The 22,856-nt window shown below is 29.3% G+C and carries 18 protein-coding genes; 12 read left to right on the forward strand and 6 right to left on the reverse strand.

The features are described from left to right. Positions 1 to 8: 8 nt before the first annotated feature. Both gltX and KQI86_RS11015 read right to left on the reverse strand, forming a co-directional pair. Entirely contained in the window at positions 9 to 1,472 is a 1,464-nt protein-coding gene (gltX, locus tag KQI86_RS11010) for a glutamate--tRNA ligase (RefSeq protein ID WP_216439382.1), read from the reverse strand. Positions 1,473 to 1,712: 240 nt separating this feature from the next. Then, positions 1,713 to 3,224, reverse strand: a complete 1,512-nt coding sequence (locus KQI86_RS11015; protein WP_216439384.1) for an MBL fold metallo-hydrolase RNA specificity domain-containing protein — start codon at positions 3,222 to 3,224, stop codon at positions 1,713 to 1,715. Positions 3,225 to 3,340: 116 nt separating this feature from the next. On the opposite strand from KQI86_RS11015, the gene KQI86_RS11020 reads away from it, so the two are divergent. The 4 genes from KQI86_RS11020 to KQI86_RS11035 all read left to right on the forward strand — a co-directional run bounded on the left by KQI86_RS11020 (position 3,341) and on the right by KQI86_RS11035 (position 9,429). Then, positions 3,341 to 4,651 carry a metallophosphoesterase family protein gene (locus KQI86_RS11020; protein WP_216439385.1) on the forward strand — a complete coding sequence of 437 codons (1,311 nt, stop codon included), beginning with the start codon at positions 3,341 to 3,343 and terminating at the stop codon, positions 4,649 to 4,651. Continuing rightward, positions 4,644 to 7,274 carry an ATP-binding protein gene (locus tag KQI86_RS11025; RefSeq protein WP_216439386.1) on the forward strand — a complete coding sequence of 877 codons (2,631 nt, stop codon included), beginning with the start codon at positions 4,644 to 4,646 and terminating at the stop codon, positions 7,272 to 7,274. The genes KQI86_RS11020 and KQI86_RS11025 overlap by 8 nt, the downstream gene beginning before the upstream one ends. 96 nt (positions 7,275 to 7,370) lie before the next feature. Continuing rightward, on the forward strand, positions 7,371 to 8,270 hold the full coding sequence (locus KQI86_RS11030; protein WP_216439388.1) for a DMT family transporter: 900 nt from the start codon (positions 7,371 to 7,373) through the stop codon (positions 8,268 to 8,270). Between the two features lie 31 nt (positions 8,271 to 8,301). Next, positions 8,302 to 9,429: an aminopeptidase gene (locus KQI86_RS11035; RefSeq protein ID WP_216439389.1), complete on the forward strand. Its 1,128-nt coding sequence runs from the start codon at positions 8,302 to 8,304 to the stop codon at positions 9,427 to 9,429. Between the two features lie 30 nt (positions 9,430 to 9,459). Here the strand turns inward: KQI86_RS11035 and KQI86_RS11040 are convergent, their stop codons facing one another. Further along, positions 9,460 to 10,713 carry a D-alanyl-D-alanine carboxypeptidase family protein gene (locus KQI86_RS11040; protein WP_216439393.1) on the reverse strand — a complete coding sequence of 418 codons (1,254 nt, stop codon included), beginning with the start codon at positions 10,711 to 10,713 and terminating at the stop codon, positions 9,460 to 9,462. Between the two features lie 168 nt (positions 10,714 to 10,881). On the opposite strand from KQI86_RS11040, the gene KQI86_RS11045 reads away from it, so the two are divergent. After that, positions 10,882 to 11,511: an NUDIX hydrolase gene (locus KQI86_RS11045; protein WP_216439394.1), complete on the forward strand. Its 630-nt coding sequence runs from the start codon at positions 10,882 to 10,884 to the stop codon at positions 11,509 to 11,511. Positions 11,512 to 11,601: 90 nt separating this feature from the next. Here the strand turns inward: KQI86_RS11045 and KQI86_RS11050 are convergent, their stop codons facing one another. Beyond that, positions 11,602 to 11,946, reverse strand: a complete 345-nt coding sequence (locus KQI86_RS11050) for a hypothetical protein (RefSeq protein WP_216439395.1) — start codon at positions 11,944 to 11,946, stop codon at positions 11,602 to 11,604. 192 nt (positions 11,947 to 12,138) lie between these two features. Here KQI86_RS11050 and KQI86_RS11055 point away from each other — a divergent pair, with 192 nt between their 5' ends. Next, positions 12,139 to 12,357 carry a hypothetical protein gene (locus KQI86_RS11055; RefSeq protein WP_216439396.1) on the forward strand — a complete coding sequence of 73 codons (219 nt, stop codon included), beginning with the start codon at positions 12,139 to 12,141 and terminating at the stop codon, positions 12,355 to 12,357. A 28-nt stretch (positions 12,358 to 12,385) separates the two neighbouring features. Here the strand turns inward: KQI86_RS11055 and KQI86_RS11060 are convergent, their stop codons facing one another. Further along, complete coding sequence (locus KQI86_RS11060; RefSeq protein WP_216439397.1) at positions 12,386 to 13,870, reverse strand: nicotinate phosphoribosyltransferase; 1,485 nt, start codon at positions 13,868 to 13,870, stop codon at positions 12,386 to 12,388. A gap of 282 nt (positions 13,871 to 14,152) precedes the next feature. On the opposite strand from KQI86_RS11060, the gene KQI86_RS11065 reads away from it, so the two are divergent. The 5 genes from KQI86_RS11065 (at position 14,153) to KQI86_RS11085 (ending at position 20,376) form a co-directional block, all read left to right on the forward strand. Beyond that, the gene (locus KQI86_RS11065; protein WP_216439398.1) at positions 14,153 to 14,452 is read left to right on the forward strand and encodes a hypothetical protein; all 300 of its coding nucleotides are present in this window, start codon (positions 14,153 to 14,155) and stop codon (positions 14,450 to 14,452) included. 99 nt (positions 14,453 to 14,551) lie between these two features. After that, entirely contained in the window at positions 14,552 to 16,600 is a 2,049-nt protein-coding gene (locus tag KQI86_RS11070; protein WP_216439399.1) for a cell division protein FtsA, read from the forward strand. A 1-nt stretch (position 16,601) separates the two neighbouring features. Next, positions 16,602 to 17,774 (forward strand): M20 metallopeptidase family protein, encoded by a 1,173-nt coding sequence (locus KQI86_RS11075; RefSeq protein ID WP_216439400.1) that lies wholly within the window; start codon positions 16,602 to 16,604, stop codon positions 17,772 to 17,774. Between the two features lie 16 nt (positions 17,775 to 17,790). Further along, positions 17,791 to 18,753, forward strand: coding sequence for an RluA family pseudouridine synthase (locus tag KQI86_RS11080; RefSeq protein ID WP_216439401.1), 963 nt, complete (start codon positions 17,791 to 17,793; stop codon positions 18,751 to 18,753). Positions 18,754 to 18,768: 15 nt separating this feature from the next. Further along, positions 18,769 to 20,376 carry a putative polysaccharide biosynthesis protein gene (locus tag KQI86_RS11085; RefSeq protein WP_216439402.1) on the forward strand — a complete coding sequence of 536 codons (1,608 nt, stop codon included), beginning with the start codon at positions 18,769 to 18,771 and terminating at the stop codon, positions 20,374 to 20,376. 29 nt (positions 20,377 to 20,405) lie between these two features. Here the strand turns inward: KQI86_RS11085 and spoVB are convergent, their stop codons facing one another. Further along, positions 20,406 to 21,905 carry a stage V sporulation protein B gene (gene spoVB, locus KQI86_RS11090; RefSeq protein WP_216439403.1) on the reverse strand — a complete coding sequence of 500 codons (1,500 nt, stop codon included), beginning with the start codon at positions 21,903 to 21,905 and terminating at the stop codon, positions 20,406 to 20,408. Between the two features lie 288 nt (positions 21,906 to 22,193). Between spoVB and KQI86_RS11095 the strand changes: the two genes are divergently transcribed. Then, positions 22,194 to 22,763, forward strand: coding sequence for a metal-iron-binding protein (locus tag KQI86_RS11095; protein WP_216439404.1), 570 nt, complete (start codon positions 22,194 to 22,196; stop codon positions 22,761 to 22,763). Positions 22,764 to 22,856 lie beyond the last annotated feature (93 nt).

Raw genomic sequence — 22,856 nt, forward strand, 5'->3', positions numbered from 1 at the left:
TTTTTATTTTATTGTTGAACTCCTTTTAAAAGTTCTATACCAACTTTAATTCTTTTTAAGGACTCTTCTTTTCCTAGAATTTCAGCTATTTCAAATGCTCCGCCTGGAGTGAACTGCTTTCCTGAAAGTGCAGTTCTAATAGGCCATAATACTACGCCGTTTTTTACCCCTAATTCAGTAACTAGGTTCATCATGCTATCATGAGTAGAATTAAAAGTCCATTCATCTAATCCTTCTAATATAGGAAGAGCTTTTTCTAAGCTGGTCAGTGAATTTTCATAAGTTGTCTTCATTTTCTTATGAAGATAAAGTTCAGGAGAATACTCTGGCAATGCTTCAAAGAAATCTATATTACCAGGTATTTCGGATAATACCTCAGTTCTAGTATGAAGCAATTGACTTAACTTCATTAGGTCAATGTCCTTAGTTATAACTTTCTTATAATATGGCAATGCCATGCTATGGAAGTCTTCCAAGGATAACATTCTTATATACTCACCATTCATCCATTTTAACTTAGTAATGTCAAAAATAGCAGGAGCCTTATTGATATTCATATAATTAAATTGTTCTTTTAATTCTTCTAGTGTAAAGATTTCCTGTGTAGTTCCAGGATTCCATCCAAGTAGCGCTATATAGTTTAATATAGCATTTTTAAGATATCCCATTGAAAGTAAATCTTCAAAGGAAGCATCTCCCTTTCGCTTACTTAATTTATTGTGGGCATCTCTCATTATTGGAGGACAATGTATATATTTTGGAACTTCCCAACCAAAGGCGTCATATAATCTATTGTATTTTGGAGAGGATGATAAATACTCACTTCCTCGAACTACGTGTGTTATATTCATTAAATGATCATCCACAACGTTTGCGAAATTATATGTAGGGAATCCATCAGATTTTAATAAAACCATATCGTCCAATTCAGAATTATCTACAGTTATTCTTCCGAAAATTTCATCATCAAAAGAAGTAGTGCCTGTATTAGGATTGTTTTGTCTTATTACATAAGGAATCCCAGATGCAAGTTTTTCTTCAATTTCTTCTTTTGAAAGGTGAGAACAGTGCTTATCATATTTATGAGGTCTTCCTAAAGCTTCGGAATTTTCTCTTATCATATCTAATCTTTCTTTTGTACAGAAGCAGTGATATGCTTCGCCTTTGTCTATAAGTTTTTGTGCATATTCTAAATAAATAGATTTTCTTTCGCTTTGAATATAAGGACCTACAGGACCACCTATATCTGGACCTTCATCATGGTGAAGACCAGTTGTCTTTAGAGTATTATATATTATATCAAGGGCACCCTCTACCTGTCTCTCTTGGTCCGTATCCTCAATTCTCAATAGAAAATCTCCGTCATCGTGTTTAGCAATTAAATAGGCATAAAGTGCTGTTCTCAAGTTACCAACATGCATATAACCAGTTGGACTTGGAGCAAACCTTGTTCTAATTTTATTTCCTTCCATTTTTTCCACTCCCTATTATAAATATTTTAACCCTGAAAAGGGACACTAGCTTATGTATAAAACAAAAACCTCTCATCCTGAAATCTTGGACGAAAGGTAAGGTTACCAGATAATTCTATCATATAATACTGTGAATTACCTGTCAAGCGGATGTAACAAGTTTTTTATAATCATTATACATAAAGTTTGTAGAGAAGATTTTATTATCATATATTATCCTAAAAACGGAAAAATATTCTTTTAACTGTTTTTTATAGTGTTCTCTATATTTTTTAATAAAAGATCTTTATCCATGTTATCTATATTATCTAGAGAGTTTAATAAATCAAACAATTTCTCTTTCAAAGGACTTTTTTCTTCTTCCATATCGGGAATAAAAGTATCTCCACTACTCATAATATAAGATTTATATCCTTTGCTATCTAATAGTTCTTTAAAGCTCCTTTGGGATTCTTCTTCACCATGTATTAATAGAACTGCCTTTGGTCTTTTATTAAAGGCTTCAAGCCAATTTAATAAACCATTTCTATCAGCATGACCAGATAAACCAGGAAGATTATAAATTTTAGCATTGACAGCTATCTCTTCACCAAATATTTTTACTCTTTTTGCTCCATTCAGTATATTTCTTCCAAGGGTACCTTCTGCTTGAAAACCTACGAAAACCACAGAACTTTCTTTTCTCCATAAATTATGTTTTAAGTGATGTTTTATCCTTCCAGCTTCACACATACCGCTAGCAGATATAATTATAGCATTACTTTGAATTTTATTTATCTTAGCAGATTCTTCAGGAGACTTTGTAAAAACCAATCCATCAAATTGGAATGGATTATCTCCATCTTCTATTAGTTCTGTAGCCTCTTTATTATAATATTTAGTATATTTATTAAAAATTCTTGTAGATTCAGTAGCAAGAGGGCTATCTACATAAACTGTAATATTTTTTAAGATATCATTTTCTACAAGTTTGTTCAGAGCATAGATTACTTCTTGAGTCCTACCCACAGCAAAAGAAGGAATAATTACATTACCACCTTTTTTGAATGTAGATTTGATTATATCTACTAGTTCATTTAAGTTAGTATTGAATTTTTCATGGAGCCTATCACCATAGGTGGTTTCCAGCATAACATAGTCAGCCTCTTCGATAAATGTAGGGTCTTTTAATATAGGTAAGCCTTTGTTGCCTAGATCACCAGAATACACTAGTTTAATATCTTTTTCTCCTTCATTTATAAGTATTTCTACTATAGAAGAACCTAAAAGATGACCAGCATCTTTAAATCTAATCTTAAATCCATCAAACAATTCTACCCAATGGTTATAGGGATATCCTTTAAATAAATACATGGATAATTGTGCGATTTTAGCGGTGTATAATGGTTCCACAGAATTTAAGCCCATTCTAATTCTTTTTCTACTAATCCATTCAGCTTCCATCTCATGAATACTACCACTGTCTTCTAACATTATACTGCATAGATCCTTAGTGCCTTCTGTACACAAAATGTCTCCTTTGAAACCTTGTTTATAAAGTAAAGGAATTCTGCCGCTATGATCTATATGAGCATGGGAGAGAATAACATAATCTATATTTTTAGGGTTAAAGTTAAAGTTTTCATTTCCTCTTTCTTTTTCATCTTTTCCTTGATATAGCCCACAATCTAATAAAATGGTTTTATCCTTTACTTTAAGTAAATGACAGGACCCTGTAACGCATCCAGCAGCACCGTAAAACTCAAGCTTCATGACAATCCCTCCTAATATAGTAGTATATATATAAATTATATCACTATAGATAAAAAAGTTAAAACTAGTATGTTATAATTTTACTATGTATTTATGAAAGTGAAGTGAAAGATTTTATGAATAGAAGTTTTAAGTTTATTCACGCTGCAGATATGCATTTGGGCAATATAATGAATATTTCTGAAGAAGCCAATAATAGTTTTAATAATAATATATTTGAAAGTTTTAAATATCTATGCAACTATGCTAAAAACAATAATGTGGACTTTATTCTTATATCGGGAGATTTATTTCATAGCAAAGGAAGAGATATAAGGGTAGATAAATTTTTTTATGATCAATGTAAAAATATAAGTCCTATAAAAATTTATGTTATATGTGGAAATCACGATCCAATGAAAAATAGAAATGAGATATTTGAAATACCCTCTAATTTAATTTTCTTTAAAAGCAATGCTCCTCAGGTAGAAGAAGTATATAAAGATGGAAATATTATATGCAGAATTATTGGACAATCTTATCAGAATAGCTTTGAAAAGAAAAAGATTCATCAAGGGTATGAGGAATTCTTAGAAAAAGATGAGACATTTAAAATTGGTTTTTTACATACTCAACTAGGAGATGATAACTATATTCCATGTACAATAGGAGAGCTTAAAGAGATAAAGAGCATAGATTACTGGGCATTAGGACATATTCATAGAGCTCAAGTATTAAATATAGAAAAACCCTTTATAGGCTATCCAGGTGTACCACAAGGATGTGACTTTGGTGAGAGAGGTTCAGGAGGGTTCTATTTAACAGAAGTTAGAGAAGAGAAAATCTCTAATGTAAAATTCATTCACTGTTCCTCTATAATCTGGGAGAGGATTAATTTAAATATAGATGTTAACAACACTCCTAATAACATTGAAGAGCTAGAAGACTTAATGATTAAGGTAGGAGAAGATTTTCTAGGTAGATATAATAGCAATTTAAAACTAGGAATTGAAGAAGAGAATGAAATTGAGAACAAGATTTTTATTATAAGATGGATAATTGAAGGAAGAGGGGAAGGACATAACTTAGTAAGAGAAAAGGAAGAGTTTTTTATTTCATACCTTAAAGAATCTTTAAACAAGAGATTGTTTTATAGTGGTTTTCCCATATGGACTGAGGAGATAAGTATAAATACTAAACCTTCATTGGATTATAATCTCCTAGAGAAAAATTCTTTTTATGAAGAAATTAAAAAAATATATGAACTATGTTTAAGTGATGATGAAATAAAAAAAGATATAATGAAATCTTTAGGAAAGATTTGGACTCAGGGAGATGAAGAGTTTATAAATGATTATCAGTTCCCTTTATATGAAGAAGATTATATAGAGTTGATAAAAAGCAGTTTAAATTTAATTGAAGAGAAACTTTTAGAAGGTAGTGATTAAATTGTATATAAAAAGGTTATACATTGGAGATTTTGGGATATATAAAAATGAAACTATTAAGGATATAAATAATGGATTGGTAGTAGTGGGAGGAGTTAATAGAGCAGGAAAATCTACTTTGTTAAAAATACTTAAAAATTTACCCTATGGACTTAGTAAAGGGGGAGATTTACCGCCACCAAATGACAAATATTATATAGAAGCTACTATGGAAAAGGATAAGGATGCTTATAATTTAAAACTGGAGGGCTATAAAAAACCAGTTATAACACCTAATATAGAAGAACTATATAATATAGATAAGTATACATATAATGAATTATTCACTATAGACTTAGATCTTTTAAATAATAACTTAAGAGAAAGAAAAGATATACAAACCATATTACTAGGAGCTGGTTTTAAAGAGGTTTTAAAAGTTCCTAAAATAATTAGAGAAATAAAAAAAGAAGGAAATAAAATAGGGGGTATACAAGGAAATCCTAGTTCTAAACAATTTAAGCCCTTTTTTAATATAATCAATAGAAATATAAAAGATAGAGAAGAAGCCTTAAAAGAAAAGGATATATATTTGCAAATAAAAAAGGAATTAAAAGAATTAGAAAATCAAATTGAGATAAGTGTTTTAGAAAAAGAAAAAAAGGAAAACAAATTAACTAGATTAGAGACAATAGTGAATAATTATGATGATTACATTAGGCTTAGGGAAATAGAGGGGAAAATTAATAAAGAGAAATACATATTAGATAATTATAAAGGATTTTCCAAAGAAGGTATTGAGGTATTGAAAAATGAATATGAAAGAATTAAGAATGAGCTAAGGGAAAAGGCTTTAGTCTATGAAAATTTATCAAAAGGAGAGCAGGTAGATAAAAAGAATTTATTAAATAATTTAGAAGAACTAGAGTATTTAAATAAAGAAGTTTATGGACTAAGAGAGCAAATTAAAAGCTATAATGTTTTAAATAATGAAAATTATAATGAAAAAAAGAACATTATAAATTTAATCAATAATTTAAACAGCGCTTTAAAAGGAAATATGAATTATTTAATGAATTTAGAATGCGATTATTTATGGATAGATGAATTGCATAATTTAGATCAAAAGTATAAAGAATTGAGGGCAAAGGAAGAGGGGAAGGGAAGTTTAAGAAATAGAAATTTAATATATATTTTTGTAATAATTATGACTGCTTTTACTTCTTATTTATTTATAATAAGTGTAAAGAATAATTTATCTAAATTTATGTTTGTAATTGTTCAATTTTTAATATCTGGTTCCTTTATCTATATAATAAATAGACTAAGTTATGGTAGTGAAGAAGATTACAAGGAGATTAGAAATATAGAAAACAAATTTCAAGAGTATAAAGATATGCTTAAACTAGAAAGGGAAGTAACATCAGAGGGAATGGTTCAATACATTAAATCAATTATAGCTATTAAAGAAAGAATAAATAATTTTTTATTACAAGAAAAAAAGGTTCTACAATTTGAAAAAGACATAGAGATTAAAAGAGAAGATATAGTAAAAAAGATAAATCAATGCTATATAAATGAAGATTTCAACTACAGTGAAGCTACTTCAATAGACTATATTATGGATAAATTAGAAAAGCTAATTCAATTAGGTTTTAAGTTAAAAGAGGTTGAAATTTACTTAGGAAATTTAAATAGATGTGAGGAAAAAATACTAAAATATTTAAACATAAGCAAAGGAAATGTAAAGGTACAAGATGTACTGGAAGAGCATTATAAAAATGTGGAATTGAGTAATGAACTTTTAGAATTGAGAGATGAAAAGGATAAAATTATATATAAATTAAAATATTCTTTTTTAAGAGAAGACCTAGGTAAGGACGTTTATGATAAGATAAATAATATATTTCAAGAAGAATTTAAAAATTACGGTTCTATTGATGAAATGAAAAGAGAAGTAGAGGAACTACTTCAATATAATAAAAACATAAAGATTACTATAGAAAGTTTAAAGGAAGAAAAAAATAAGTTGTCACTAAAATTAGAAGGATTACAAAAATCCTCTATATTAGAAAAAATAGAAACTCAGATTTCTAAAACTAGAAGTGATATGAAACCTTTAGCTGAAAAATATGCACTATATAATTGCGCATCTTATATACTAGAGAAGGCTTACAATGATTTTATTGATAAATCTAAGGATCATATATTAAATGAAGCTAGCAATATATTTAATAAAATCACCAATGGAGAATATGATAAACTCCTCTTAGGAGATGACTTATTAGATATGGATTTTAAATCCCATTCAAGCCATAGTAATTTAGAAAAGACAACAGGGGAGCTAAGCAGAGGTACAAGTGAACAACTGTTTTTATCTGTAAGGCTTAGTAGAATACTTAGTTTAGACCCATTACCTGTTATAATTGATGATTCCTTAGTTAATTTTGATTCTTCAAGCTTAAAATCCACACTACATATTATAAAAGAGCTAAGCAAAAGAAACCAAGTTTTCCTTTTAACCTGTCATCCAAAGTTAATCCAGTGTATTGATGAGCTAAACATAGATAGCCAATATTTCATGCTGGATAAAGGAAGTTTTACACCTACAGATGGAAAAACTCTGATTAGCTGTCTAAGCTAAGGAAGACTTTTTACAAATGTTTAAATATTTACCATAATAAATCAATATATATGTTAAAATATATTCATTGTAACTATAGTGTAAGGGGGAATTTGTTTGGAAAATAAAAAACAAGCTCATGTATTAGCTATGGTATTAATGACCTTATGGGGGTTGTCATATCTAAGTATAAAGGTGGTAGTAGAAGAAATAAATCCTGTATTATCCGCATTTTATAGGTTTTTATTAGCTTCAATTATTCTATTTATATTTTTAAAAATTAAATATCCAGCAGAAAAAATATTAAAAGAGGATAGAGTAAAAGTTGCTTTAGGCGGTCTCTTTGGAGTGTCACTCTATTTTTATTTTGAGAATTATTCTGTATTATTTACCTCTGCATCAAATGTGGCTGTATTGATATCTTCAATACCTGTATTTACTCTTTTAACTCAAATGTTAATATTTAAGGAAAAGATGACACCAGGTAAAATAGGCGGGGCAATTTTAAGTGTAATAGGTATATTTATAATAATTATATCTAAGGAAAAAGTAAGTTTCTTTTCAAGTGGAACTATTGGAGATATTATGGCATTAATGGCTGCTCTTTGTTGGGTGGTATACACTACTATAACAAGCAAATTTAAGGGAAATTATAAGAGTATAACTATAACCACTTATCAAACATTATGGGGATGTCTATTTTTAAGCCCGGCAATTTTTATATTTGAACCAAGTATGCCTTCAACTAAAGCTATATTTAATCTTCTATATCTTTCAATATTCTGTTCTTGTATAGGATACGCCATATATGTATATTGTTTAAATAAATTAGGATCTACTGTTATCACTACATATATAAATTTACAGCCCATTATAAGTTTAATTAGTGCTAAGGTACTACTAAAGGAAAAAATAACTTTATGGCAATTGTTAGGTAGCTTAATAATAATAAGTGGAGTGTTTTTAGTTAGCTTTAGTGAAAAAATTAGCTTGAATAACTTGGAAGAAATGATATAGTAGTAATATATTCACTTTAGGAGGGATAAGCATGGCAGATCAAAGATTAAATAAATTAGCAAAGCTATTGGTAAACTATTCAACAGAGGTGAAACCTGGGGATTTTGTATTAGTTCAATGTGAAGAAGTATGCATACCTTGGATGGCAGAAGTAGTAAAAGAAGCATTAAAAGCCGGAGCTCATGTAGAGACACTAATAGATTCAGGAGAAATTGATAATATTAAATTAAAATATTCATCAAAGGAACAATTAGAAGAGGAGAAGTTTATCCAAAAACAAGCCATAGAAAAGGCAGATGTATGGTTAACCGCTTGGGGAACCATAAATACTAAAATAAACTCTAGTGTAGATTCTGATAAGATAAAGTCTTCATCAAAAGGAAGCTCAAGCTGGAGAAAGATATACTCAGAAAGAACAGGAGATGGGTCATTAAGATGGTGTGGAACTCAGTTTCCTACTCATGCAGATGCTCAAGAAGGATCTATGAGCTTAGATGAATATGAAGACTTTGTATATGGAGCTGGTCTTTTAGATAGCGATGATCCTGTGGAAGAGTGGAAAAAAATAAGCAGAGAGCAAGAGAGATGGGTAAAATATTTAGATAGTAAAAAAGAATTACATATATTATCTGAAGGTACAGATATAAAGGTGAAAATAGAAGGAAGAAAGTGGATCAACTGTGACGGTAAAGCAAATTTTCCTGATGGTGAGATATTTACCTCTCCTGTGGAAGATGGAATAGATGGATACATAACTTTTAGTTTCCCAGGTATATATGCTGGAAAAGAAATTGAAGGCATAAAACTAAAAGTAGAGAAAGGCAAAGTTGTAGAAGCAACAGCGGATAAAGGAGAAGACTTATTAAAAGCATTGCTTTTGACAGATGAAGGAGCGTCATATTTTGGCGAGGTTGCCATTGGGACAAATTATGGAATAAAACAATTTACTAGGAATATGCTCTTTGATGAAAAAATTGGTGGTACAATTCATATGGCTATAGGGGATTCCATGCCTGAAGCTGGCGGAAAAAATAGGAGCACAATCCATTGGGATATGCTATGCAATATGAGAAATGGTGGAAAGCTATATGCCGATGGTGAATTATTCTATGAAAACGGAGAATTTATTTACGAAGTATTAGAAAAGTATAATCTATAAAAAATAAGGAAGCATCTGCTTCCTTATTTTTTATAGATATTTAGATTTTCTTCTTCTTCTTTTACGTCTAGTAATAGTCTTTATAATAGACATAATTAATAGGATAACTATTATCAAACCTATGAAAGTTCCTATGTACAGTATTAAATTAGACTTTATTATTTCTCCTTTTGAGATAGTTGTATAAAGTTTATATTCTTTTACTGCTTCTCTTTCTTTTAAGCTTAGTGTTCCTATACTAGTATTTTCGTCTATTTTCCAAGGATTTACCGTATCTAATTTAATCTCTTCTTTAGCTTCCTTTTTGTTTACCTCATTATCATAATAGAGTACATCTTCTTTTAAGATTAGAGGAACCTCAATTTCTTTAACTGGGCCAAAGAAAACCAATGGTTTGTAGCTTAGCTTTTCAGTCTTTATAGGCGTATCTTTTTGGTGAAGACTGATTTTCTTAGCATTAAAGCTCCAGTCTATAATCTCTTTCATATCTTCAAATACAAAAGAATCCTGGCTATCATAAACAGAGTTTAGCACCACTCCAAGAATTTGTCGTCCATCTCGCTCATACATAGCTACAAGACATCTTCCGGCCTTTGAAGTATACCCTGTTTTTCCACCTACATTTCCATCTTTACCTACAAGTTTATTTCTATTCTCAATAATAAAAGTTGTTCCCTTAGAGGTCTTAATTGTACTAGTTTCTTTATTCATGGATTCTTTTACCCAAGAATTTTTATAGGCTTCTCTTCCTATAACAGTTAAATCATAAGCGGTAGTATAGTGCTCAGGATCATGTAAGCCATTAGGAGTAATAAAATGAGTATTCTTTAATCCTAAGCTTTTTATTTTATTATTCATATCTTCGGTAAATTTTTCGCTACTACCTGATACATTATCTGCAATCATATAGGCTATATCGTTACCTGAGAAAAGAAGTAGCCCATCCATAACATCCTCAGCAGTCATAGTCTCCCCGATGTCTATCGGATGTAAATTTAGATTTAGAGAGTACTCAGGCTGAGATTTTGCGGATTCTGTATATTTAAGTGCATCTCCCTTATCGAATTTTTCTGCAAGTAGTAAAGCTGTTAATAATTTAGTTGTACTCGCCGGATACATCTTGCTGTCCACAGATTTAGCATAGATTATTTCACCTGTTTTCATATCAATTGTAATACCAGCTTTTCCATAAATATCAGGCTTACTTTCAGCTGCAAATGCAGAGGTGCAAAATGAAAATATTAATACGATGGTTAATAATAATGAAGTACATCTCTTTTTCAAAGTTCATCTCTCCAATTTCTTTATGTTTTGTTTTCGATATTTTATCCATTAAAGTATAACATGGAGAAAGTGTTTTTACAAATGAAGAAAATATTAAATTTTAAAATAATAATTGATATAATTTTTGATATAATATAATTTGAAGTATATAGTTTTGGTGGTGAATATATGTTAAATAATATCATGTCCATTTTTGCTAAAAGAAATAAAGGAATAATAGGAAATTATGAGAAAAGTTCAGTAATAATCTTTTTGATATCAGATAATGAGAATTTAGAAGTTTTATTTCAAGTAAGAGCTTTTAATTTACAACATCAACCAGGAGATATATCCTTGCCAGGTGGAAGGATTGAAAATGGAGAAACTGAAGAGGAAGCTGCAATTAGAGAATCTATTGAAGAATTGAATATAAAAAGGGAAGATTTTAAAATAATAGGAGAAATGGATTCTTTAGTAACCCATTATAATAGAATAATATATCCATTTGTTGCATTACTCAATAAAAATCAAATAGATCCTAGTGAAGATGAAGTTGATCATGTATTTAAGGTACCTCTTAAATATTTTTTGGAAAATGAACCAGAGGTCTATGAAATAAAAATTATGCCTCAAGTACCTGAAAATTTCCCATATCATTTAATAGTTGGAGGAAAAGATTATAAATTTAGTAAATCGAATATAGAACAGTATTTTTACCAATACAACGGATATGTTATATGGGGAATGACAGCTCAAATTATTAAATCTTTTGTAGATATCATAAGAAGTGAAGGGCTAAAAGAGGATAATGAAAAATGAAAATAAAGGGTGAAGAGTATAGAGAAAAATTTTAGTTTTACTAAAATTTATATTCTATACTCTTCACTTTTTATTATATAAATTTTTTAATTATAATACTTTCTTCTTTGGCATAAATAACATAACGGATGCTGCTATCATAGCTATATAAACAAAAGGAAAAATTATTGATATCAAACCGGTAGTGGTGTAGAAAAACTTAAAAAATGCAAATAGTGCGATGGAGATAACAGCCCAACCTAAAGATAAGTATTCCATCATCTTATTTTTTTCAGTCCATAAGGCTACATCTTTCATCTCTCCAATTACTTTTTTTCTATCTTTACTTTTTGGGTCAGATTTAATGGAGAGCATTTTAAAGTAGACGTAGAAAACAATTGATAGTAAACCTACTCCAAGAAAAAAATAAGAAAAAGATATCCTAGTTATATTCATACAAATCACCTCATGATCTTTATTAACATTATGTACTTATTTTTATACTAAAATCTAAATTTATTCATATTAATTAAATCGTAAAAATTTAATGAATTATCAAAATATATATTCATTTTTCTTTTAGAGTAATGTATAATATGGGTAATAAATACTTACATTAAATTAAGCTTGGGGAAGGGGTTGTTTTCTATGACAGAATGTCCTTTTTTATCATCATACGATGATAAGGTGGAGTGTTTTGCAGATTGTGCACTATTTAACTACAAAGATAACAATGGGTTATGTCCATTTAAATCCTTAGAAGCATATAATATAGAGAAGATGGAATATTATGATAGTGCTCTAGATGATATAGATTTAAAATTTATAAAAAGCTCCTACTTAGAAAAGAAAAATGAATATTTTTAAACAATAAAAAAAGGCAGTTAACTGCCTTTTATTCTTCCTCGTTATATATACTAGAATATTTATTTATTAAATTATGTTTTATAGACCATAATTTATGTGACAAGTCTACATAATAATTATGAGGATTTTCAAACCTTAGAACTTCATGCCATAATTTTTCGCTTTCACTCTCGGCAACTTTACTTATTTCTAATACATCAGGACAATCGTAAACTAGGTTACCTTTATCAAATATTTGAACCAATAGCTCTTTAGCATAGAAGTTCTTAACCTTCTTCTTTTTCCAAGTAAATACTGGGTCGAATAGAGTTAAAGGTTTATTCTCATCTATGATTTCATCATTTAAAGTTATTAAATCCGCGATTGCTTTATCAGTTTCTTTATCAAAAATCCTATAGACCTTCTTAAAACCTGGATTAGTTATTTTTTCTTCATTTTCGCTAATTTTAATCTTTGGAACTATGGCGTGGTTATCTTCTATAGCAACTAATTTATAAACGCCACCAAAGACTGGTTCGGATCTAGCGGTTATTAATCTTTCTCCGACTCCAAAGCCATCGATTTTAGCTCCTTGCCTCAATACGGACCTTATTATGTACTCATCTAGAGAATTTGAAACTATGATTTTAACATCTTCATAGCCTGCCTCATCTAGCATTTCTCTACATTTTATTGATAAGTAGGTTATATCACCACTATCGATTCTTATCCCTTTAGGTCTATAACCTTTAGGTTTTAAAATATCATCAAAAACCTTTATAGCATTAGGTAGCCCTGATTTTAAAACATTATAAGTATCTATTAACAGCACACAATTGTCTGGATATGCTTTTGCCCATGTTTCAAAAGCCTCATACTCAGTAGGGAAGAGCTGAACCCAACTGTGAGCCATAGTACCTGCGGAAGGCACACCAAACATTTGCTCAGCTATAGTGCAAGCTGTTGAATTACATCCACCAATTATTGCAGCACGAGCACCGTAGATAGCTCCATCATACCCTTGGGCTCTTCTTGAACCGAATTCCATAACAGATCTACCATCAGCTGCTCTGCATATTCTATTTGCTTTTGTAGCAATTAAAGTTTGATGATTAATAGATAGCAAAATCATGGTTTCAACAAATTGAGCCTGTATTATAGGACCTCTTACTGTTACTAGAGGTTCATTAGGGAATACCGGATTTCCCTCTGGTATAGCCCAAACATCGCAACAAAATTTAAAATCCTTTAAATAATTCAAAAACTCTTCTGAGAAAATATTTTTACTTCTTAAGTATTCAATATCCTCCTTTGAGAAAGATAGATTATTTAAATATTCGATAAGTTGCTGTAGACCAGCCATAATGCAGTAACCACCACCATCGGGTACTCTTCTAAAGAACATATCAAAATATGCTATTTTATTTTCTATTCCACTTGAAAAATATCCATTACCCATGGTTAATTCATAAAAATCTACCAACATAGTGAGATTTCTTTCGTTACGAACATTAAAATTTTTAATGTATTCCATAGCAATTTCTCCTTGTTAAATAAATTTAAAGTTATTAATATTTTAAACCTTAGTTAGTATTATTACAAGAATAAAAGAAATGAATCAAAATTTTCTACTTGAACATAATATATTATTGATACCAAACTTTATGAAATAAATAAAGTATATCATAAAAAGTAAATTTCAATCGATTAAATGTATATAATGGGTTACATGCACGAATAATTGACATATTTAATATATATGTTATACTATATATTAAGCTATTCATTAATTCCAAAATAATAGGAGGTAAAAAATATGATAGCTTTTAAAAAGATGTGGAATGATGTAGAAGATATTATTTCAAAAGATGAAATAAAAGATATTTATATTGTGGAAAAATATAGAGATGGATTTGTTGTGGAAGATAACTTAACTAACTATTTTGTTGGTAAACAAGACTTTGTAAACTTTTGGTGTAATATGTTATATTTTAATGAGATATCTTTAGATGACTTAAATGTAAAGAAAGAACCTAATTTTAAGTATGTATGCGCAGTTATAAAAGAGTTACCATACATAAAAGTAAATTCAGGTATAATTAGCTTTATGGAATAGTTTGTTGAATAAATAAAAAATTTGGTATATAATTTAAAATAATAAGCTCATATTCTTAGAATATGAGCTTTTAAATTGTAGTAAAGAGGTAGAAGAATTATGATGAGTGCAAATATAGATCCAAAAGATATGATATTTGCTTTGGATATAGGAACAAAATCTGTCATTGGTGTATTAGGAGTTGTTAAGGATAAAAAACTCTATATTCATGACGAGATATATGTTGAACATGAAGAAAGAGCTATGATTGATGGGCAAATTCATGATATATCTTTAGTTGCTAATGCAGTTAATAAAGTAAAAAAAGGACTAGAAGAAAAATCTAATATTAAATTAACAAGAGTTGCAATAGCAGCAGCAGGTAGATTTTTAAAAACCATAACTGTAAAATCAGAGATTTCTCTAGATGAGAATAGAGAGATAGATAAGGACATTATAAGGAGTTTAGAATTAACTGCAGTAAAAAAAGCAGAAGATTTATTAGGTGAAGATGAAAATGGAAAACTCTATTGTGTGGGCTATAGTATTGTAAATTATTATTTAAACGGATATGTTATCGGAAATTTACTTTCCCAAAAAGGTAACAATATAGGAGTAGAAGTAATTGCAACATTCCTTCCAAAATCCGTTATAGACAGTCTTTATTCAGTAATGGATAAAGTAAGTCTAGAAATTATAAGCTTAACCTTAGAGCCGATTGCAGCTATCGAAGCAGCCATTCCTAAAAACTTAAGACTATTAAATTTAGCTTTAGTAGATATTGGGGCAGGAACCTCTGATATTGCCATAAGCAGTAAAGATACTGTTGTAGCTTATGGTATGGTTTCCGTGGCAGGAGATGAAGTAACAGAGGTTATTGCTCAAAACTGTCTAGTACCTTTTAATGGAGCAGAGGGAATAAAAAAGGCTGCAAGCCAAGAAGAAGTTATAAAATATACGGACATACTTGGAATGGAAAATGAAATAAGTGCAGAAGAAATAAAGAAGATCATTGGTCCAATGGTAATAAAAATTGGAGATGAGATAGGAGAAAAGATACTAGAGTTAAATGGAGGTAAATCTCCTAATGCGGTATTTTTAGTTGGGGGAGGAGCACATACACCAGGTATCAAGGAAGCTTTATCTCAAAAACTAAATATTCCACTACAAAGGATTGGCATAAAAGGAAGAGAGGGTGTAGACAACTGTGTATGTGATGATAACAGTTTAGGAAGTGTAGGGGTAACTGTTTTAGGAATAGCATTAGTTGCTATCAAAGAGTTAGGATATGATTTTATCAACGTTATTTTAAATGGAAATGTAATAAGTCTTTTTAACTCACATAAGCATACAGTTATGGATGTGTTATTACAGGCTGGTATAAATCCTAAAATGCTAATAGGTAAGAATGGTAAAAATATTAGATTTATGCTTAATGAAATAAAAAGAGTTGCCTTTGGAACCCTTGCCTCTAATGCAGAGGTATGGATTAATGGCAAAAAAGAAACTATTGATTGCGAAGTTAGAGAAGGGCAAAATATTCAAATTAATTTTGCAAAAGATGGTGAAGATGCATCTCCAAAAGTTATGGAGTACATAAATCAATTATATTCCACTACTTTTTATTTAAATGATATGGTGCATACATTGGAACCTATATGCATAATTAATGGTAACCAAGTAAGCATTGAAGAGGAGATAAAAGATGGAGATGAAGTGGAAATTATAAATCTATTAACCCTTGGAGATTTTAGTAATTACTTTGAAATGGCTGGATATGAGTATTATCTAAATGAAGAAATTTTAAAGGATAATTACGTAATAAAAGAGGGGGATAGAATATATAGAAGAAAGATTGAAAATAATAAAGAAGAGGCTATAACGAAAGAAGAAACGAAAGAAGAAGAGTTAGCAAAAGAAGAAGAATTAATAAAGAAAGAAGAGTCAATAAATAGTGAAGCTTTCAATGAAATAGAAGTTATAGTAAATGGGAAAAAAATATTATTAAAAGGCAAAGAGAAATACGTTTTCGTAGATATATTTGATTATATAGATATGGATTTAACAAAACTTCAAGGGAATCTAATTTTAAAGCTAAATGGAGAAAATGCTCAATATCACACTATATTAAATCCTGGAGATAATATAGAAGCCAGATGGGAGAGTTAATATGAATTTCTATAGTGAAGCATTGAAAATAAAAGATAGATTAATTCACTGGAGAAGAGAATTTCATATGTATCCTGAATTGGGGTACGAAGAAAAAAGAACCTCTGCAATAATAAAAAAAAAATTAGAAGAGAATGGTATTGAATATGTAGAAACTGCTCATACTGGAATATGTGCATTAATTAAAGGAAATGGAGATAAGACTGTAGGCATTAGAGCTGATATGGATGCTCTTCCACTGATGGATAACAAAAATTGCAATTATGCATCTAAAGTAGAAGGTAAAATGCATGCTTGTGGACACGATGCCCATACCGCTATACTCATGGGAGCAGCTCTAGTATTGAATAATTTTAAACACTCTTTAAATGGAAATGTAAAATTATTTTTTGAACCAGCGGAGGAAACTACTGGTGGAGCTAAAATTATGATAGAAGAAGGAGTATTAGAAAATCCTCATGTAGATGCAATAATAGGATTACATGTGGATGAGAATATACCTTGTGGTAAAGTTGGTATAAAAAGAGGAGTTGTAAACGCGGCATCAAACCCATTTACTATTAAAATATTAGGCAAAGGAGCCCATGGAGCTAGGCCACAGGATTCAGTAGATCCCATTTATATTGCCAGCAGTATAGTTATGAATCTACAATCTATAATTAGTAGAGAATTATCTCCTGTTGAGCCTGCAGTAATAACAATAGGAACTATCCATGGAGGAACAGCTCAAAATATTATACCAGAAGAAGTAACCATTTCAGGTATAATAAGAACTATGAAAGCTGAACATAGAGAATATGTAGTAAAAAGATTTAAAGATATAATAGAAGGAATAACTGATTCTTTAAGAGGAAAGTGTATTGTTCAAGTTGACGAAAGCTATCCTTGTTTATACAATGACGAGAGTATGTATAATTTATTTATTAATACTTCTTTAAAGTTGTTAAAGGAAGAGAAAGTAATAGAATTACTAAATCCTAGTATGGGTGTTGAAAGTTTTGCCTACTTTTCTAATGAAAGGCCATCGGTCTTTTATTATTTAGGAGTTAGAAATGAAGAAAAAGGCATAACAAACCCTGCACACAGTAGTCTATTTGATATAGATGAAGATAGCTTATCTTTAGGAGTTGCTTTACATTGCCAATTAGTACAGAGTTATTTAGATACAGAATAAATTAAGGAGTGTTTATATGAGAATAGAAATAGGAAACAACGAAGCAGGGCAAAGAGTAGATAAATTTTTGAGAAAATGGTTAAAGGATGTTCCGCTAAGTCTTATATATAAGAGTATAAGAAAAGGTGATGTAAAGGTTAATGGGAAGAGATGTAAAGAAAAATATTCCCTAGAAGTTGGAGATGTGGTTGAGGTTAGAGATATAGTATCAAATAGGAAGCCTCAAATAAATTTTATTAAAGTTGAGGATTCAGGCAAAATAAAAATAACTTACGAAGACGAAAATATGATTATAGTTGAAAAATGGCCGGGAGTTTTAGTTCACTCTGACAGTAAAAAAGGGGAACCCACCCTTACAGACTATGTGCTTTCCTATTTATATGATAAGGGAGACTATTTACCTGAAAACGAGGTTACCTTTACTCCAGCTTCATGCAACAGACTTGATAGGAATACTTCAGGAATAGTTATATTCGGAAAAAATTTTGAAGCTTTAAAACTATTAAATGAAATGATTAGAGAAAGAAAAATAAAAAAATATTACTTAGCACTAATATGTGGCAAACTTAAAAATGGAAAATATGAAGCGTATATATCAAAAGATGAAGATAAAAACATATCAGCTGTTTCTTTAGACAAGAAAAAGGATAGTAAAAAAATTGCAATGGAAGTGAAGACAGTTGAAACTTGTGGGACTTATTCTTTAATAGAAGTGGATTTAATTACAGGAAGAAGTCATCAAATTAGAGCTCATCTAAGCTTTTTAGGAAATCCTATAGTTGGAGATAGCAAATATGGAAAAGGTAAAATTAATAGTTTCTTTTTCAATAGATATGGTGTAGACTATCAATATCTATATGCATATAAATTAATTTTTAAAGATTGTCCTGAGAAATTAAACTATATGGAAAACAAAACAGTTGCAGAATCACTTCCACCAGTATTAAAGAAAATTAAAAACGACGTATTTAAGTTTTAGTTAAGGAGAATAACAATGAAGGACAGGTCAACTACTAAAGGTTTTGCGGTGTTGTCCGCCGCTGGTATGATAGCAAAGGTATTATCTCTACTATACATACCTTTTTTAAAAGGAATTATAACAGATGAAGGGTATGGCGTATATGGAGCGGCATATTCTGTGTACGTATTCGTATTTGTTATAACTAATGCTGGGATACCAGTTGCTATTTCAAAGCTTATTTCTGAATTAACTGCAGTAAAGAACTATAGAGATGCATTGAAAGGTTTTAAATTATCAAGATTTATATTGTTAATAATTGGAATATTTATGACTATCCTTATGATAATTTTTGCAAAACCTTTGTCCAAGCTAGTTCATTATGAGAATGCATATTTATCCATACTTGCATTAGCACCAGCCATATTATTTACTTCTGTAGCTTCTGCTTATAGAGGATACTTTCAAGGATGGGGCAATATGGTACCTACAGCAGTGTCACAGGTTATTGAGCAATTTGCAAATGCTATTTTTTCAATAGTTTTTGCTTCAATTCTTATTAAATATGGAGTAGAAGCTGGATGTGCTGGAGCAACAATAGGCACATCTTTAGGAGCCTTTTTTTCTTCTATCTATTTAATGATTTATTACGAGAGAAATAAAAGGATTAAAGTACCAAAAGGATATAATGAACTTCAAATAAAAAGACATTCTACAAAAGAGATTGTAAAGAAAATAGCAGCTTATGGTATACCAATTACCATAGCCGTTGGTATGACATATGCAGGAAATTTAATTGACGTAGCTAATACTAAGGCAAGGCTGATGGCAGGAGGGTTACCAGATGCTTATGCATCAACCTTATATGGATACTTAGTAAAATACCAGCAATTGATAAATGTACCTATATCAATAATTACTTCTCTAGCTGTTGCAATTTTACCTGCTATTGCTAGTGCAGCTGCGGTGAACGATAAAAAACAAGTTAAAAGTAATATAATGTATGCTTTTAGAGTATGTTTTTTAATCGCTATACCATCTGCATTTGGATTATCAATACTAAGCAAACAAATCTTTTATATGTTAAAGTTTGGAGAAGGGGCATTTTTAATGACCTACGGCTCTATAGTATTAGTTCTAATGTCAGTTATGCAAATTCAAACTACAATTTTACAGAGCGTAGGAAAACTTTACACAGCTACAATTTATTCTGTCATTGGAATAATATTTAAAATAGCAGCAAACTACTATTTAATTGCTATTCCAAGTATAAATATATCAGGAGCTATTTATGGAAGTATAATTGGATACATAATACCAATACTATTAAATGGAAGAATGATAAAGAAAACTTTAAATGTGAAATTTAAATTGTTTGGAGGAGCAATAAAGCCAACAATATCATCTGTATTTATGGGTGGTATGGTTTATTCTTCTTTTAAAATATCCTTTATGCTACTTAAATTTTTGGGAAGTGGATACATAAGAAATGCGGTGGCTACACTCATATCTATAATAATTGGAATGTATTCATATATATTCGCCCTTATATTAACAGGCGGTATAACAGAAGAAGATTTGAAAATTATTCCATCGAAATTAAGAAGGTTCATACCTAAATTTATAATAAATAGAATAAGATAATTTTAATAGATAAAAGTGAATAGGATATCCTATTCACTTTTATCTATTATTAATTTACAAACATATAGTTGTGAAAATCCAAAGATTACTATAAATAAATATTTTAAAGTTCCTAAACTATTTGGCAATAAATTCTTTAGCATATTCAATATAAAATACATTAAAATTGAGGTTAGAATAATTATAAGAAATTTATTTGCATCAAAATCTAAATGTATTTTAGTATTTATTTCTTTTAAATTTAGTACAAGGGTAGTAATTGAAGTTATTATTACTGTAAATCCATATCCATATATATTCACTTTAGGAATTCCTACTAATATATATAGCAAAATAATTTCTGTTATTGAAACTATTAAAGAATTTTTTAACAAAGCTCCTTGTTTGCCTAAACCATTTAATATGCCGAAAGTTGTAGCTGATGTATATACAAATGGAGCGGTAAAAGATGCTAATAAAATAAACTGAGTCAAATCATTTCGCTTAAAAATAATGCTTCCTAAAGCATCTGGTATAGTAGAACATATAATTAATGTAGATAGTCCTAATGTAAAGCTGAGCCTAAAGACGTTTTTAATTCTCTCTTCTGTCTCCCAATGGTTTTTGTTTACTAAACTTTGAGATAAATCAGGAATAAGAATGATAGATATAGAGTTAATAACTACCATGGGAAAGAAAACTACACTCATACTCATACCAGACAGTTTACCTATTAAGGAAAGGGCTGAACTATAGTCCATACCTGAAGAAATTAATCTTCTAGGTATAATAAGTGTTGATATTGTAGACAATGTGGTAGATAAAAAACCATTTAAAGATAGAGGAATTGACATCACTAATACATTAAATAATAATTGAGCTCGCCCCTCTGTTCTCCCTCTATAAAAATAATTATTTTTACAACTAAATTTATAAAATATATATAGGAAAAGTGCGCTAGTAAATTCTCCAATGGCAAGTGCAATATAAGCAGATGTAACGGTATCAGCTATTTGTTTTGAGGGTAAAATCGTTGTTATGCTTATTATTATTAAGATTCTTAAAGCTTTTTCTAGTATATCTATTATTGCAGGAATAGATACCTTTGATATTCCATAAAAAAACCCTTTTAATATAGAAGAAAAGGCAACAAAAATCATAGCTGGGCATATGGCTTTTATTGAATTTATTGATCTCACATCTTTAATAATATTTTTACTAATATAGTTTGAACTAAAAAAAACTAAAAGAACTACAATTATTGACCATATCATATCAAATATTAAAGTTATATGTACGGTTTTCTTTAAATTAGTAAAATCTTTTTTGCTCCAGTATTCTGCTGCTACTTTAGATACGGCGGTAACCATACCACCACATATAAGACATATAAAAAGATTATATATAGGCATTACAAGTCCGTATAATCCCATCCCTTCAGGTCCTAACTTTAAAGAAAGAATTATTGAAAATGTAAAACCCAATATACCAGTAATTAGGTTGGACACTATTAAAATAAAGGAGTCCCTAAAAAAACTGTCTTTTTTCATTGTTGATCCCCTCTAATATTATTAACATTAATTAATATTCTTTTAGAGTGTCTATTATTACACTATATTTATAGTAGAGAATTAATAATTATGTCATATAATTTAATTTTTAACATAGTATTATCTGTTTTATTACATTACATGAGAATATTGAGAAAGATTTAACTTGAAAATATGATAATATATGGAATGGTAATGTGTTCAATATTTAACATGCCTAAATAATACTAGAATAATAAGATTTTTTAATGTAAAATAAATTGTAGTAAAGTTTTAGGGGGAATGGATGTGGCTAAATATATTTGTTCTATTTGTGGTATGATTATTAATGAAAAGAATTCTTCTTTTAATAAAGAAGCCTTTGAAAAGAAGAATACATTAGAGGATATAAAACATTGTCCATTCTGTGGTGTAGATAAAAAATATATAGGCGATGAAAAAGAAGTGGAATTAATTAATAAAAAAATAGAGGGATTAAGTAGTGATGCATTAAAAATTTTAGACCATGCTACTAAATTAGAGGTTTTTAACGGAGATTTTTATAAGAAGGCTTCACTTATTGCTAAGGATAAAAAAATAAAAGATATGTTTGAAGCATTAGCAAATATTGAATATATGCATGCTAGAGTCCATAAAACTTTAGGCGGGTTTAAAGAACTACCTAAATTACGAGATATGGATTATAGTAAATATAATAGTGATGATATTTTAATTAAGATAGCAAACAAGAGAGAACAGCATGCAGTACACTATTATACTAAGTATTACAGTGTACTAAATTCTAAAACATTAGAAGATATATTTAACGCTTTTATCAGTGTTGAAAAGGATCATATAAATTTAACTATAAATATTTAAAAGTATAATAAATAATGCATAATTTTATAAAAATTATTTATCATATATAATGAAGTTTATAGTTACTTTTTACAAAAAAGGAGATAATTATTA

This window comes from Clostridium mobile, from assembly GCF_018918285.1.
Classification (GTDB): domain Bacteria; phylum Bacillota; class Clostridia; order Clostridiales; family Clostridiaceae; genus Clostridium_AW; species Clostridium_AW mobile.

What these genes read in the sequence shown, in the direction of transcription:
- KQI86_RS11070 (WP_216439399.1), top strand. Translation starts at nt 14,552, where the DNA reads ATGATGAGTGCAAATATAGATCCAAAAGATATGATATTTGCTTTGGAT.
- KQI86_RS11060 (WP_216439397.1), bottom strand. Translation starts at nt 13,870, where the DNA reads ATGGAATACATTAAAAATTTTAATGTTCGTAACGAAAGAAATCTCACT.
- KQI86_RS11075 (WP_216439400.1), top strand. Translation starts at nt 16,602, where the DNA reads ATGAATTTCTATAGTGAAGCATTGAAAATAAAAGATAGATTAATTCAC.
- KQI86_RS11015 (WP_216439384.1), bottom strand. Translation starts at nt 3,224, where the DNA reads ATGAAGCTTGAGTTTTACGGTGCTGCTGGATGCGTTACAGGGTCCTGT.
- KQI86_RS11055 (WP_216439396.1), top strand. Translation starts at nt 12,139, where the DNA reads ATGACAGAATGTCCTTTTTTATCATCATACGATGATAAGGTGGAGTGT.
- spoVB (WP_216439403.1), bottom strand. Translation starts at nt 21,905, where the DNA reads ATGAAAAAAGACAGTTTTTTTAGGGACTCCTTTATTTTAATAGTGTCC.
- KQI86_RS11050 (WP_216439395.1), bottom strand. Translation starts at nt 11,946, where the DNA reads ATGAATATAACTAGGATATCTTTTTCTTATTTTTTTCTTGGAGTAGGT.
- KQI86_RS11035 (WP_216439389.1), top strand. Translation starts at nt 8,302, where the DNA reads ATGGCAGATCAAAGATTAAATAAATTAGCAAAGCTATTGGTAAACTAT.
- KQI86_RS11085 (WP_216439402.1), top strand. Translation starts at nt 18,769, where the DNA reads ATGAAGGACAGGTCAACTACTAAAGGTTTTGCGGTGTTGTCCGCCGCT.
- KQI86_RS11020 (WP_216439385.1), top strand. Translation starts at nt 3,341, where the DNA reads ATGAATAGAAGTTTTAAGTTTATTCACGCTGCAGATATGCATTTGGGC.
- KQI86_RS11065 (WP_216439398.1), top strand. Translation starts at nt 14,153, where the DNA reads ATGATAGCTTTTAAAAAGATGTGGAATGATGTAGAAGATATTATTTCA.
- gltX (WP_216439382.1), bottom strand. Translation starts at nt 1,472, where the DNA reads ATGGAAGGAAATAAAATTAGAACAAGGTTTGCTCCAAGTCCAACTGGT.
- KQI86_RS11045 (WP_216439394.1), top strand. Translation starts at nt 10,882, where the DNA reads ATGTTAAATAATATCATGTCCATTTTTGCTAAAAGAAATAAAGGAATA.
- KQI86_RS11080 (WP_216439401.1), top strand. Translation starts at nt 17,791, where the DNA reads ATGAGAATAGAAATAGGAAACAACGAAGCAGGGCAAAGAGTAGATAAA.